We start from the raw sequence: 14018 nt of genomic DNA on the forward strand, positions 1-14018 counted from the left end.
CGGCCTGACCCTTTTATTTCAGGGTCTCCGCCAGTTGCAGCAATATCTCCTTCACGGCAAGCGCCGGCTCGGAGAGCGGCGTATTGTCCGATACGCAGAAGGACAGCGTTTCCTCGATCATCGGGCTGGCGATCTGCCTCACGACGATGTCCTCATTGGATTCCGCCACGATACGGTCGGCGATGGCCTTGGGCGTTATGGTCGCGCCAAGCCCGGCATCCACGCCGCGCGCGATGGTCCGGACCGATTCCAGCTCCGCCGTCACGATCAGATCCTTGCGGCTGCGGGTGAAGGCAAGATTGATGGCGCGGCGCACGAAATTATAGGTCGGCGGCAGAAGGAACGGCAAAAACGCCAGATCGGCGACCGTGATCGGCGCATCGCCCGCTTCCACGCCGAAGCTGCGATGTACGACCAGCACGAATTCCTCACGCAACAGCGGCGTGAACTTGACACCCCGGATCGGCCCGACGCCGTGGATCAAACCCATTTCCAGACGGCCGTTCATGATCATCTGGCTATAGGGCTGGCTGACGCTTTCCGTGATGTGCAGCAGAATGCCGGGATGAAGCCGCTTGGTTTCCTCCATCAGACGCAGCGAAAGCGTGGCGGCGCTGCTGAAGGGCGCAAGGCCCACCGATACCTTGCCGGAAAGCACAGCGCCGGCTTCCAGAGCCTCCGCCTGCGCCTGCTCCATCTGCCGCAAAATGACCTGCGCATGCCTATAGACAACCTTGCCGGCATCGGTCATGACCACGCCCTGCTGGCTTCGGGTCAGCAGTTTCTGACGGAAATGCTCCTCGATGCTTGCCAGTTGCTGGCTGAGCGCCGGCTGGGCAATATGCAACACATCGGCCGCTCTGGTTATGCTACCCATGTCGACAATCGTGATAAACGATTTCAGGCGCCTGATATCCATCTGCTGTTGATCATCCCATTACTTGCTTGCAGGAAATAAGATGCTCAATTTGCAGACAAAGTCCATCTTCCATTTCCCCGCCGTGCCCATCGGCGCTGATGGACACGGCTGCTCAGGGCGCCCAGTCAGGCCGCCTTTAGAGAACTCCGATGGACACCTGTTCCCTGACCGAGTTCGAACTGGCCGAGCAGCCGGTTCAGCGCATCGACCTCCGTTGCCAGCGTGTGGCTTGCGGCGGTCATCTCCTCGACCATCGCGGCATTTTTCTGCGTGTCCTGATCCATCTGGTTAACGGCGACGTTGATCTGCTGGAGGCCGGATGACTGTTCCTGCGCGGATTCCACGATCGCGGCGACGTGCTGGTTGATCTCCTGCACTTCGGCAACGATGACATCGAGCGCCTTGCCTGTATCGCCGACAAGATGTACGCCCTCTTCGACCTGCTGGTTCGACTTGGTGATCAGCGACTTGATTTCCTTCGCCGCAGCGGCGGAGCGTTGGGCAAGCTCCCGCACTTCCTGCGCCACCACCGCAAAACCCTTGCCCGCCTCACCGGCACGCGCCGCTTCCACCCCGGCATTCAGCGCCAGCAAATTCGTCTGGAAGGCGATCTCATCGATCACGCCGATGATGCTGGAAATTTCGTTCGACGATTTCTCGATCCGCTCCATCGCCATCACGGCCTGACGCACGACTTCACCAGACCGTTCCGCGCCGATGCGCGTGCGGGAAACCAGCCGGCCCGCCTCATGCGCACGTTTGGCGGCGTCTTTTACCGTTGTCGTAATCTCTTCAAGGGCCGCAGCGGTCTCTTCAACGGCCGCCGCCTGCTGCTCCGTTCGCCGCGCCAGATCATCGGACGCCGACATGATTTCATTAGCGCCGACGTCGATGCCGGAGGCATTTTCCGATACCCGCAGAAGCGCGTCCTGCAATTTCCCGGCCGAGCCGTTGAAATCGCCACGCACCGCGTCGAGCTGCTCGACAAAGGGATTGTCGATACGGCAGGACAGGTCGCCGTCAGCGAGCTTCGCCAGCGCATAAGCCAGGCTGTCGACGGCAAAGCGGATGCTGCCCGCCTCATCGGCGGCCCTGCGTTCCCGGGCCGCACGCTCTTCTTCGCCAAGCGTGCGGTTGGTCTCGGCCTCCTGTTCCAGCGAGGCCTTCTGCCGGTTGTTTTCGCGCAGAACATCGAGAGAGCGGGCAAGATCGCCGATTTCGTCCCTTGTCCCGATATCCTTCAGTGTCAGATGAAGATTTCCCTGTGCAATCTGGGCGGTCTCATCGATGATGTTTGCGATGCGCCCGATGAACCGCCGCGCGATGAACCACCCCGCCAGCGCCAGCAGCACGGTGGCCGTCACTATGGTCAAAGCGGCGTCTCGCATCATGGCATGCAGCTGCGCAAACACCGTTTCTTCCGGCACCGAGATGATTGCGTACCATTTCATGTCCTGGGTAAGCATGACCGGCAAGGCGATGGCGAAGGACGCCGTTCCATCCTGTGCGGTGATCTCGCGCTCCACACCGGGATTTGCAATCAGCTGGTCCCAACCGGCGGTCTTCGCACCGCCGTCCGCAAGGCTTTTTCCCATGATCGCCGCATCCGGATGACTGATGATCTTGCCGCCGCCGCTGACCAGACTAACGAACCCCGTTCCCATGGGCCGCACCGCCGAAAGCGCCTTGCTCGTTTCATCGAGCGACAGGTCGAGGCCGGCGACCCCCTGAGGTTTGCCATCGACCATAACCGGCTTGGCGATCGAGGTAATCAGGACCTCCTTGCCGTCGATTGCATAGGAATAGGGTTCGACGACGACCGTTTTCTTCAGGGTGAAGGGCAATTGATAATAATCGCCCGGACCTGCGGTGGCATAGTCCGTCAAAGCGGTATTGCCTATTTTGCCGCCGCTGCGCACCCAATAGGGTATGTACCGGCCGGTCGCGTCATGCCCCTCCCTGTTGGCGAAATCCGCATCCTTGCCGTCAAACGCATTTGGCTCCCATCCGGTCCAGAGGCCAAGGATGTCGGGGTTATTGGCCAGCATCTGGTGAATGATCTGATCGGCCTTACCCCGGTCGGCATCGCCTGATTGTTTCATCGATTCCAGAACCGAGACGAGGCTGTTGACGATATGGATCGTGCCGCCGATATTCTTTTCGGTCGCCAGGGCTTCGCTATGGGCGATCTGCCGCATACGCTCAAGATTGTTGGCCCTGGTATCCTCAATGGACCGATAAAACAGCACGGCCGAGGCCGCGATCGTCGCAAAGACCCCGCATGCGGCGACCGCAAAAATATTCCGACCCGTTGTCGATTTAAAAAGCATGTCCCATCCCCCAAAACTATGCTGCAACGGTGGCGAGAGTTACGGGTGCGTGCGCAACTGTTGGCGACCGGGCTGGAGGGTGAGCTTAAGAATTTATGTTTAAAATTTACTTTCAATTCTATTTTTCAAGCGCCATATCAAAACATCAATACTTTATAAAGTTGCAATATTGAAGTATATACAAACTATTGCACGATATCTTCACCCCTGCACAGATACTTTTGCTCTGCGCAGGGGCTCTGCTCGATGCGGACGCGCGATTGCGCCCTGCAGAAACCGAAGACTATTGCGGTAACCGCAAAGCGCTCCAGAAGCCACGCAACTGCGCGGTCAATTCTGCATAGAGACCGTAGCGCCGCAGATAATGCGAGACTTGCGCAGCATCGGGCCGGTAAGCATTCGCAACCCGTGTCATCGCCGCAACCGCCTCCTCATAATCAGGATAAAGCCCAATCGCCACGGCCGCACCAATGGCCGCGCCGAGCGCGCCCGTCTCGCGGGCTTCCGCGACACGTAGCGGAATTTCCAGAACATCCGCCATGATCTGCGGCCAATGCTGGCTGCGGGAACCGCCGCCGGACATCACGGCGCTTTCCACCGGCAGTCCCGCTTCGCGCAGAACGCCGATATGGCGGCGATGTTCGAAACACACCCCTTCGAATAGGGCCCGCAACATGTGACCTTCGCCGTGCCATCCCGCGAGGCCGTAAAAGCCGCCGCGAAATTCCGCACCCAGTCGCGAGCCGAAAATGAACGGATGGAAGAACGGATCGTCGGCGCGGGGTGAGACGGAGCCGACCAATTCGTTGCAGCGCTCGAAGGCGTGGTCGCCATGGTCGCCGCGAACACGGTGCACGTACCATTCGAGGTTGGCGGCGGAGGTGGCGCTGGATTCGATATTGACATAGCGGTCACGGCCGAAGGTGGTGACCATGAAGACATCGGGACTGATGACCGGCCTGTCCGCGAAAACCTGGTTGATGCTCCAGGTGCCGGCGATGATGGAAGCTTCCCCGGCATTGATGACCCCCGACCCCATGGCGCTGGAGACCACATCGAAGAAACCGCCGATCACGAGTGTGCCTTCGGAAAGCCCCGTCACAGCCGCAGCCTCGCCTGTCACATGGCCGACGATGTCAGCCGATTCCACGCGACGGGGGAAAAACGCGAACGCATCCTCAAGATCGTAAAGTGACAGAAGCTCGCGGTCGAGCCGCGCTTCCGGCAAGGCAAGTAGCCCCGCGCCGCTGAGATCGGAAATATCATTGGCAAGGCACCCCGTCAGGCGGAAATTGACGAAATCCTTGCAGAACAGGACCGTGCCTGTCCGGGCATAAAGATCGGGTGCATGTCGCTTCACCCAAGCGAGAAGGCTGGGTGTTTGCGCAGGCCATGGCCGCTGCAGGCAACGGGCCTGCAATTGCGTTCCGCTTTTCCGGTCAAGCTCGGCCGCCACATCGGCAGCACGGCTGTCGAGCGACTGGATGCCGATCAGGGGCTGCCGGTCCTTGTCCAGAAGATAGAGGCCATTGCCGTGGCCGGCGCAGCCCACTGCCAGGATGCTGCGGGGATCGACGGACGATTTCACCAGAAGCTGGCGGATCGCTTCGCAGCCGTTCCACCACAATTCCTCGAGATCGCGCTCGACATAGCCGGGCTCAGGAAATGTCGACTGTCCGTCGATGGCGTGTTGCGCAACCTGCCGGCCTTCCGTGTCGAACAGCACGGCCTTGATGACCGTGTTGCCGACATCGAGACCCAATATGTGATTTTTATCAGCCACGATTATAGATATCCCATGCTTCCTCGCCACCCGCACCCTGATGGATGATGGCCATCAACGCCGCAACGACGGCCTTGGGATTGTCGTGCTGGTAGATATTGCGCCCGTAAACCATTCCGTTCGCACCTTCGGCCACCAGAGCCGCCGATTTCGTAAGCACGTTACGCAAGTCCTCACGCCCCCCGCCCCGCACCAGCACCGGGCACCGCGCGGCTTCGATCACCTTGTGAAAATCGCGCGGATCGCTGGTCGGATCGGCCTTGATGATATCGGCTCCCATTTCCGAGGCAAGACGCACGAGCGTGACGATCTTTTCGGCGTCGCCATCCACCTGATAACCACCGCGCACATCATTCGGCAGCATCACCAGCGGCTCGATCATCAGCGGCATGCCGAAACGATGGCAATCTGCCCGCACACGGCTGATGTTTTCGACGCATTGACGAAACAGCTCCGGCTCGTCCGGCAGCATGAACAGGTTCACGACGACGCAGGCGGCGTCCATTTCCAGCGCACCGATGATCGGATCGTGATGGTTCTGGAGCTGCGACCACATGGTTCTGTGGCGCGTGGAATTGTAAGGGTTACCCATGTCGATACGCATGACGAGGGCCGGCTTGTCGCGCTCCGGCCTCTGCTGCAGCAGATCCGCCTGCCCATAGGCCATCTGGATGGCATCGGGGCCGGCCTCGACCAGCCTGTCCACGGTCTGCGCCATATCCTCCAGCCCAACGAGGAAGCTCGGCTCGTTGCAAACCCCGTGATCGATGGCCACATCCAGGCAACCGCCATTGCGGAACAGCCGGTTCATGCGCGCCTTTTTCGAAATCCGCATCATCATGCATTCTCCTTGCATCTGTGTTGAAGCATTGCCGGCGTGACCCCATAAAAAGTCTCCAGCTCATGGATAAGCCGCTGCCGTTCCGCCGCCGCCTGGGTGGCCGGCCAGCCAAGCTCGCGGGCCGCAACGGCGAGGATAGCGTCGATCAGATCGGCGTCGATGACGCCGGTGATGGCGAGCGTCGTGCGCCGCAGGGCGAGATCGGTTAGGTGTCGGACATGTTCGAAGCGGATCAGCCAGACCACCTCCGCGGCCGTGATCGGCGATTTTTCTGAAAGCCGCACATCATCCGCATGATCCCGGCAAAAGCCCATCAGATCGAAGGCGCGGGAGCCGTAAGCCAGAGCCAGATGCTCCGCCCGGTCTGCGGCAATCGAAAATTCCTCCACCAGCAAGGCAGGCAGGCTGCTGGCACCGGTGGGAAAATTCCTGCCACCGCCGATCGGGCGCTCCATGGTGCCGGTCAGCCGCCGGCGTCCAAGAAAGGCCAGAACCTCGTCGGTCACCTGCTCGCCAAAAGCCCTGAAAGTGGTCCACTTGCCGCCGATCATGCAGAGCTGCGGCGGATCGCCCGCAACGCGATGGATGAAATGGCTGCGGGAAATTCTTCCGGTAAAGGCGGCGTCGCTGCGCGGCAGCGGACGTATGCCGCTGAAACTGAAAACGATGTCGGAATGGGCGATGGCAATCTGCGGAAAGACCTGCCGGATCGCGTCCAGAATATAATCCCGTTCGTCGGGCTCGCAGCGCACCCGCTCGGGGCGATCCACCTTGATATCGGTCGAACCTGCGAGAACCCGGCCGAGATAGGGAAAGAGGATACAGACGCGATTATCGTCATTCTCGAAGAAGATCATATGGCCGTTCAGGGCCTTCAAAAGCGCCTCATTGGCAATGATCAGATGCGATCCCTTGGTTCCGGAGACGGTCGGTTTTGCTTTCTCCGCCATTGGCCCGGCGGTCAGCGTGCCAATCGTCTCGTCGATCCATGCGCCGGTTGCATTGACGACGATCCTTGGGCGGACGGGCAGGGCTTCATCCACGCCCTCCAGTCGAAGACGATACTCGTCGCCAATACGGACAAGCTCCGCATAGTTGAGCGCAATGCTTTGCGGCGCATCGGCACGGGTGTCGATAAGAAGCTCCAGCGCAAGCCGCTCGGGCTGGCTGATCCACGCATCGTAATAGGTGGCCGAATACCTGATCTCCGGCGTCAAATCCGGCCAATGCTGCAAAGTCCCGGACGCACCGCGAAAGGCGTGACGGGGCAGGATACGGTTTTTGCGGGTGACGAAATCATAGAGCATCAGACCCGCCTTGATGGCGAGAGCGCCCCGGCTTGCGGGTTTTCCGCCGGAACCGGCAAAGGTTGCCGCCGCGTTGAACAGGCCGCTGAAAGTCGAAAAAATCGGGATCGTGGTCGGCAGCGGATGAACCATATGCGGCGCAAGCCTGAGAAGCGCATCCCGCTCCCGCAAAGACTCTGCCACGAGGCCGAATTCACCGTTTTCGAGATAACGCAGGCCACCATGGATCATGCGCGAGGGTGCGGCGCTGCAACCGGAGGAGAAATCGTTGCGCTCCACCAGCAGCACCCGCAGCTCCTGCAAGGCGAGATCGCGATAGGCGGCAATTCCGTTGATGCCGCCGCCGATAACGACGGCATCGAAATCACCATCGTGCTGGATGCGGCGCAGAGCGTCCTCGCGAAAACTGGGCATAGAAATACCGTTCGCCGGCTGATGACCAGCGTCCCAATGTTGTTGACCGTTTAAAGCGACGTGAGAGACGGGACGAAAATGATGCGCTGTTCGCCTGAAGTCCCGTCTCAGCCTACATAATCAGGTATCGAGCCCCACAAGATGCTCCGCGACACCGGCGCTGATGAGCGCCAGCTCACTCGCAGTGAGGCGAAGACGTGCCGCGGCAGCGTTTTCAACCGCCTGAGCCGGATCGCGCGCGCCGCACAGCGAGAATGTTATGCCCGGCTGCGCAATCGTCCAGGCGATCACCACCTGCGCGACCGAAGCTCCATGGGCGGCCGCCACCGGTTCCAGCACGCCCATCAACCGCGCAATCTTCTGACGGTTCGCCTGGCTGAAGCGCGGGTTGCCGTGGCGCTGGTCGTCTTCCGCAAAGACCCGTTCAGGCCCGACCTTGCCCGAGAGAAGACCGAGCGCCAGCGATGAATAGCTGAGAACCGAGACATCATTCTTTCGGCAAAGCGGCAGCAGCGTCGTCTCGATATCGCGCTTCACCATGGAATATTCTTCCTGAATGGCATCCAGCGCGCCGGTGGCGATATAGGCTTCGAGATCGCCGGGCGAGACGTTGCTTGCCCCGATGGAGCGGATCTTCCCCTCCTCCTTCAGCCGCACCAAAGCCCCGACCGTTTCGGCAATCGGCGTCGTGGCGTCCTGCCAATGGGTCACGTAATGATCGATATAGTCGGTTCCGAGCCGTTTCAGGCTCTCTTCGACCTCATGCCGGATGGAAGGGGCACCGAGGTAACGGTGAACGGGTTTGCCATCCTGATGGAAGAAATAGGCACCCTCATTCACATGCCAGACCAGCCCACATTTGGTAACCAGCACCACCTTCTCGCGCCTGCCGGCAATTGCCTTGCCAACGATGGTTTCCGCAAGCCCCATGCCATAGGCCGGTGCGGTGTCGATGAGGGAAATACCAGCATCGATGGAGGCCTGGATGGCGGCGATGGATTGCCGCTCGTCGGTGCCGCCCCACATCCAGCCGCCGATGGCCCAGGTGCCGAGCCCCACGGCGGATGCGTCGATGCCGCTTCTGCCGATCGTCCGGGTCAATATTGCATTGTCCGTCACGCGGTTTCCCCTCCTTCGTGATCCAGTAAATAGCCGGCTATCGCTTCGTCCACGACGAGCGAGGTCAGATAGCGGCCGGCAAGCGTGGCCGCCACCGGTCCGGCCTTGATGGCGCCTGCCGCCACACCGATGATATTCGGGCACCGGGCCAGCTGCCCGGGGTCCAGCGCCACCACGCGCGAGTTGAGATCGATGCGCGCCAGCTGTCCGTCCGCCATGGTGAGATGGGCGAGAAACTCGCCGGCAATGCCCGCATCCACCAGCGCCTGCCCGCCACGGGCCGCATCCGGCAGAAGATCGTAATAGCCGGAGCCCGGAGCCTCCACGGAGCCGATGCCGACCAGCGCCACCTGCGCCTGCCGGGCCAGATCGAAGACCTCGCGGATCGATGCGACATTCATCAGCAGATCGCGCTGTTCCTCATCCTCGGCAAACAGCGGCGCATGAACGAGCGATGCGCTGCCGCCGAGCTTTTCCGCCAGTTGCGTGGCGAGATGATTGACATCCGTATAGTGCTTGCCCTGCACACCGCCGGTCAGCGGCACCACCCGCACATCGAAACGGCGCTCCGCCTCCAGATTGTCGACAACGGCACTCACCGCCTTGCCGCCGGTAATCGCGATCACGTCACCGTCACGAATGGTTTCCAGCAAGTGGTTGGCGGCCACCCGACCCACCATCTGCAAGGCGGTTTCCGGATTATCGGAGACCGTCGGCGTCACCACCGACTGCCTGAGGCCGAAACGGCGGGTGATCTCGTTTTCAAGGTCCACCAGCCTCTGATAGGGACTGGCGATGGTGATCTTCACCATGCCCGCCTTGCGGCCGGCCGCAATCATGCGGTTCACCTTGGTATGGGAAAGATTGAGCCGCTCGGCGATTTCCGACTGCTTCACACCCTCGATGAAATGCAGCACCAGGACGGAATACATCTGTCTCTGTTGATCGAAATCGTCCTTGATATCCAGCATGGTCGTCTTTCTCCAGTTACCCTCGGGCGAGCGAAGGGCGCTCAACGGCGGCGCCTGACCAGATAGTGGTCGAACAGGACCGCAGTGAGCAATATGCTGCCCCTGATGATGTCCTGCCAGTAGACAGACACATTGAGCAAGGCAAGCGAACTGGAAACCACCGAAAGAAGGATCGCCCCAAGGATCGCGCCGAGAATGGTGCCCGAGCCGCCCGAAAGGCTCGCGCCGCCGATGACCGCCGCCGCAATCACGTTAAGTTCCATGCCGACGCCGAAGCTTGGTTGGGCGGAACCGAAGCGGGCCATGTAGATAACGCCTGCAACACCGCATAACATCGAACAAAGCGTGGTGGTGGCAAACACCACCCGGCCGACGCGGATACCGGAATAGGCCGCGGCCTTTGGATTGCTGCCGGTATAGAACACCTTGCGGAAGGCGGTCGTGCGCCGCAGCAGCAGATCGAAAGCAACAACCACCACCGCGAAGATAATCAGCACCAGCGGAATGCTACCAAGCGCGCCCTGACCGATGAACTTGAATTCCGGCGGCAGGGAATAGAGCCCAAGCGGCCGCCCGCCCGTCGCCAGCAGGCACACACCGCGCGCAATCACCATGACGCCCAGCGACACGATGAAATGATGCAGGCCGATCACTGTCGTCAGGAATCCCATGGCCATGCCGATCAAGGTCGTAAGGCAGATCGCCAGCCCCGCCGCCACCCATGGGTCGACGCCATTGAGGAACAGCCAGCCAGCCGCCACCATCGCAAGTGCGGTGACGGAGCCGACCGAAAGGTCGATACCGCCAGAGATCAGCAGGATCGTCATGCCCACCACGACGATGCTTTCGATGGCGAAGACCATGGCCATGGCCCGCAGATTGTCCACGGTCAGGAAATACGGGGATATGAAGGACATCACTGCAAAAAGCGCGAGGATGATGACGATCAGCCCGGTTTCCCGCGCCTTGAGCGCCGGCTCCCACCAGGCGGTGCGGCGAACCGCCGTCTCAGCTATGCCCGAAGGTGTTTCCGATGTTGCCATTTTCCCGCTCCCTCAGGCCCTTTCCGGGCTATGCACAATATTGATCGATGCGAGCTGCATGATCTTTTCCTCCGTCATGTCGTCGCCCTCGACCTCACCCGTGATGCGCCCCTCGCGCACGACCAGCACGCGATCGCTGACGCCGATGAGTTCCGGCAGTTCCGAGGATATGACGACCACACCGACCCCCTCGCGCGCCAGTTCCCGGATCTGGCGGTGGATTTCCGCCTTCGCCCCCACATCCACCCCGCGTGTCGGCTCATCCAGAAAGATGACCTCCGGCTCCACCGACAGCATCTTCGCCAGCGCCACCTTCTGCTGGTTACCGCCGCTCAGGGTCGATACCGCATCGCCGATGCTGTTCGCCCGCAATTCCAGCCTGCGTCCCAACTCATCGGCGCGCTTCATTTCCTTGCGCCGTTCGATGAAGCCCATGCCGTTCGATACCCTGCCGATATCGAGCGCGGAGACATTCGAGGCGATGGACATATTGAGGAAAAGCCCGTCCCCCTTGCGATCCTCGGAGAGATAGACCAGCCCCTCACGGATGCTGTCGCGATAATCCTTGAGCCTCAGCGCCCGGCCGCGCAGCGTAACCTCGCCTCTCGGCTTCCCCTCCAGCCGGCAGACCGCCCGGGCGATCTCGCTTCTTCCCGCACCGATCAGCCCGGCAAGCCCCAGGATTTCGCCGCGGCGCAGATCGAAATCGACATCGAAAACCCGCTTTCCTTCGTTCAGGCCTCGCACAGAGAGAATGACGTCATCCGATTTTTCATCCTCCGAAAGCTTTGGCGGGTAGAGCTTGTCGAGCACCCGTCCCACCATGCTGTTGACGACCTCTTCCGGGGAAATATCGGCAATATTCTCCGTCCTGATATGGCAGCCGTCGCGCATCACCGTGATGCGGTCGCAATGTTCGAAAATCTCCGCCATACGATGCGAGATATAAACGATGGCAATGCCCCGTTCCGCCAGCCGGTGCATGATCCTGAAAAGCGTCTGGGCTTCGGTTTCGGTCAGCGCCGCCGTCGGCTCGTCGAGGATCAGGATGCGGCAATCGAGTGTCAGCGCCTTGGCGATTTCGACGATCTGCTGTTGCGAAATCGACAGGTCTCCGGCCCGGCGGGCGGGATCGATATCACCGATTTCCCGCAGCACAATTGCCGCCCGCTTTTCGAGATCGCGATAGTTCATGAACCAGGAGCGGCTCTGCCCCGTCTGCGACATAAACATGTTCTCGGCGACGGAAATCTCCGGGCAGAGCGCGATCTCCTGATGCACGAAACCGATGCCGAGCCGGTTCGCCGCATTGGGCGAGAATATCTTGACCGGTTTGCCATCCAGCACGATTTCCCCGCCATCCGGCTGCAGAATGCCGTCGATTATATGCATCAGCGTCGATTTGCCGGCGCCGTTTTCACCGGCCAGCGCATGGATTTCGCCGCGCCGCAACTCGAGTGCCGCATTGCGCAGCGCCCGCACGGGGCCGAACGCCTTGTGAATATTCGTCATGCTGAGGATGACCTCACCCATAACGCCCTCCCGAACCTGCTTCCCCTTGTGGCCGGCGAGGTGCAAACCCCGCCGGGTCCAGAGCGACGCGTCAGCGCCCCTTCATATAGTCGTTGAGATCGAAGGAAGCGGCGTTCGCCTTGGTGATGACAGCGAAACCATTGTCCATCGAAGGAACCTGCATCGGATTGAAGCCGGAAACCTTGTAGTCGTTGAACGGGTCGATAAGGTCCGAATGGGCGCCCAGAAACGTGTTCATGAAACCCATGAAGCCCTGCACACCCTGATTGGGGTTGATGGACATGTAGATATTGCCCTGCTTGATATGCTCCAGCGTGGCCGGGGTGATATCCGCATGCAGGATCAGGACCTTCTTCTTCGCCTCAAGGACCGCAGCTGTCGCGCCTTCGGCCGAACCGGCTTCGGGAATCCACAGGGCACCCAGATTGGGATTGGCCTGCAACAATGCGCCAACGGCCTGGTAGGCAAGGTTCGAATCCTGATTGGTCGCCTGGCGACCGACCAGCTTCATCTGCGGATAGGTGCGCCCCATATAGTCGATGAGAGCGGTGACGCGCAGATCGTGATTGCTCTGTCCCGGATTTTCCAGAACGGCATATTCGCCTTTTTCGCCAAGTTTCTTGACGATTTCATCCGCCGCAAATTTCGCCTCGGCAACATTGTCCGAAGTGATATAGGCGGTGCGTTTCGACTTCGGGGAATCCGCCGCAAAAGTCGTCACCGAAACGCCGGAGCCGATAGCCTTGTTGATCGGTTCGATAAAGGGATCGGCCTGCATCGGATGCAGCAGGATACCCTTCGGCTTCTTCACCAGTTCCTGCTCGAAAGATGCGATCTGCTTGGTGATGTCATATTCCGGGGTGCCGGTGAAAACGGCTTCGCAGCCGAGCGCCTTTGCGGCCTGCTTGAACCCCTCGAAGACCGGCACCCAATAGGGGTGGCTGGAAACCATGACGTTCATCACATAGGTCTCACCCGGCTCGCACGCAAATTTTCCCGCAGCAGCGGTGGCCTGCGAACCGGCCCCACCGGCAATCGCCACGGCTAAAACACCCGCGGCAGCGGTCGATTTCAGAAAAGCCAACATATTCCCCTCCCAAGGACAATGACTTAGTCCGCAATAAATTTTATTCGGTGTAATTTATTGCATGGGAATTGGGATAGCCGGAAACCGAGCGGCCGTCAATGCCGTTTGAATTTTATTTTATGATGTGAAATTTATTTCAGTTCAGCCGCAAGGCACGGAAGCGATGGCCGGCGCCTAATCGGCGCCGAGCAAATAGAGGATGAATTTGTAGAGGACATAGGCGCCGACAACGGCGGGAAGAAAGTGCATGAATGGATTGATTATCGCCATATCAAACGCGCTCTTTCCAGATCGACTAAGTGGTTGCCAACTGAATGAAGCGAATGGCATCACCGACAGTGGAAAGACTGTCTGCGGCAGCATCGGGAATTTCTATGCCAAATTCCTCTTCGAGTTCCATGACGATTTGAACGACCTCAAGCGAATCCGCATTCAGATCTTCGGAAAAATCAGCTGTATCGACGATTTTATCATCAGCTATTCCGAGCTGCTCGCCGATGATTTTTGCAACCCGGTTTCTTATCTCGGATACTGCGGTATCTGTGGGGACCGAAAAACTCACCATCTCGATTCCGACTTCCTGTTCTCCGTGCCGATGTCATCCGACATCCATCGATAGAAGGCGAAAATGCCCATCGCGAAGACAAAAAGGGATATGAGGCTACCCAGGT

At 59.9% G+C, this 14018-nt stretch carries 11 protein-coding genes; all 11 read right to left on the bottom strand.

The genetic code is table 11. The features are described from left to right. Positions 1-13: 13 nt before the first annotated feature. The 11 genes from ACQZ40_RS18770 to ACQZ40_RS18820 all read right to left on the bottom strand — a co-directional run bounded on the left by ACQZ40_RS18770 (position 14) and on the right by ACQZ40_RS18820 (position 13912). Complete coding sequence (locus ACQZ40_RS18770) at positions 14-919, bottom strand: LysR substrate-binding domain-containing protein (protein WP_448748441.1); 906 nt, start codon at positions 917-919, stop codon at positions 14-16. 125 nt (positions 920-1044) lie between these two features. Further along, positions 1045-3249, bottom strand: a complete 2205-nt coding sequence (locus ACQZ40_RS18775) for a methyl-accepting chemotaxis protein (RefSeq protein ID WP_448748442.1) — start codon at positions 3247-3249, stop codon at positions 1045-1047. A 283-nt stretch (positions 3250-3532) separates the two neighbouring features. Further along, positions 3533-5032 carry an FGGY-family carbohydrate kinase gene (locus tag ACQZ40_RS18780; RefSeq protein ID WP_448748443.1) on the bottom strand — a complete coding sequence of 500 codons (1500 nt, stop codon included), beginning with the start codon at positions 5030-5032 and terminating at the stop codon, positions 3533-3535. Continuing rightward, positions 5025-5867, bottom strand: a complete 843-nt coding sequence (locus ACQZ40_RS18785) for a class I fructose-bisphosphate aldolase (protein WP_448748455.1) — start codon at positions 5865-5867, stop codon at positions 5025-5027. Before ACQZ40_RS18785 ends, ACQZ40_RS18780 begins: the two co-directional genes overlap by 8 nt. Before the next feature lie 2 nt (positions 5868-5869). Then, entirely contained in the window at positions 5870-7594 is a 1725-nt protein-coding gene (locus ACQZ40_RS18790) for a glycerol-3-phosphate dehydrogenase/oxidase (RefSeq protein WP_448748444.1), read from the bottom strand. A gap of 120 nt (positions 7595-7714) precedes the next feature. Beyond that, positions 7715-8713, bottom strand: a complete 999-nt coding sequence (locus ACQZ40_RS18795; protein WP_448748445.1) for an aldo/keto reductase — start codon at positions 8711-8713, stop codon at positions 7715-7717. Further along, complete coding sequence (locus ACQZ40_RS18800; protein ID WP_059757988.1) at positions 8710-9684, bottom strand: sugar-binding transcriptional regulator; 975 nt, start codon at positions 9682-9684, stop codon at positions 8710-8712. Before ACQZ40_RS18800 ends, ACQZ40_RS18795 begins: the two co-directional genes overlap by 4 nt. A gap of 41 nt (positions 9685-9725) precedes the next feature. Continuing rightward, positions 9726-10727, bottom strand: a complete 1002-nt coding sequence (locus ACQZ40_RS18805; RefSeq protein WP_448748446.1) for an ABC transporter permease — start codon at positions 10725-10727, stop codon at positions 9726-9728. 12 nt (positions 10728-10739) lie between these two features. Then, the gene (locus ACQZ40_RS18810) at positions 10740-12260 is read right to left on the bottom strand and encodes a sugar ABC transporter ATP-binding protein (protein WP_448748447.1); all 1521 of its coding nucleotides are present in this window, start codon (positions 12258-12260) and stop codon (positions 10740-10742) included. 70 nt (positions 12261-12330) lie between these two features. Next, positions 12331-13347, bottom strand: a complete 1017-nt coding sequence (locus ACQZ40_RS18815; protein WP_065656645.1) for a substrate-binding domain-containing protein — start codon at positions 13345-13347, stop codon at positions 12331-12333. 295 nt (positions 13348-13642) lie between these two features. After that, the gene (locus tag ACQZ40_RS18820) at positions 13643-13912 is read right to left on the bottom strand and encodes an acyl carrier protein (RefSeq protein ID WP_220317641.1); all 270 of its coding nucleotides are present in this window, start codon (positions 13910-13912) and stop codon (positions 13643-13645) included. Positions 13913-14018 lie beyond the last annotated feature (106 nt).

The organism is Agrobacterium sp. 16-172Ci, from assembly GCF_053522725.1.

What these genes read in the sequence shown, in the direction of transcription:
- ACQZ40_RS18810 (WP_448748447.1), bottom strand. Translation starts at nt 12,260, where the DNA reads ATGGGTGAGGTCATCCTCAGCATGACGAATATTCACAAGGCGTTCGGC.
- ACQZ40_RS18790 (WP_448748444.1), bottom strand. Translation starts at nt 7,594, where the DNA reads ATGCCCAGTTTTCGCGAGGACGCTCTGCGCCGCATCCAGCACGATGGT.
- ACQZ40_RS18770 (WP_448748441.1), bottom strand. Translation starts at nt 919, where the DNA reads ATGGATATCAGGCGCCTGAAATCGTTTATCACGATTGTCGACATGGGT.
- ACQZ40_RS18785 (WP_448748455.1), bottom strand. Translation starts at nt 5,867, where the DNA reads ATGCGGATTTCGAAAAAGGCGCGCATGAACCGGCTGTTCCGCAATGGC.
- ACQZ40_RS18815 (WP_065656645.1), bottom strand. Translation starts at nt 13,347, where the DNA reads ATGTTGGCTTTTCTGAAATCGACCGCTGCCGCGGGTGTTTTAGCCGTG.
- ACQZ40_RS18805 (WP_448748446.1), bottom strand. Translation starts at nt 10,727, where the DNA reads ATGGCAACATCGGAAACACCTTCGGGCATAGCTGAGACGGCGGTTCGC.
- ACQZ40_RS18820 (WP_220317641.1), bottom strand. Translation starts at nt 13,912, where the DNA reads ATGGTGAGTTTTTCGGTCCCCACAGATACCGCAGTATCCGAGATAAGA.
- ACQZ40_RS18800 (WP_059757988.1), bottom strand. Translation starts at nt 9,684, where the DNA reads ATGCTGGATATCAAGGACGATTTCGATCAACAGAGACAGATGTATTCC.
- ACQZ40_RS18775 (WP_448748442.1), bottom strand. Translation starts at nt 3,249, where the DNA reads ATGCTTTTTAAATCGACAACGGGTCGGAATATTTTTGCGGTCGCCGCA.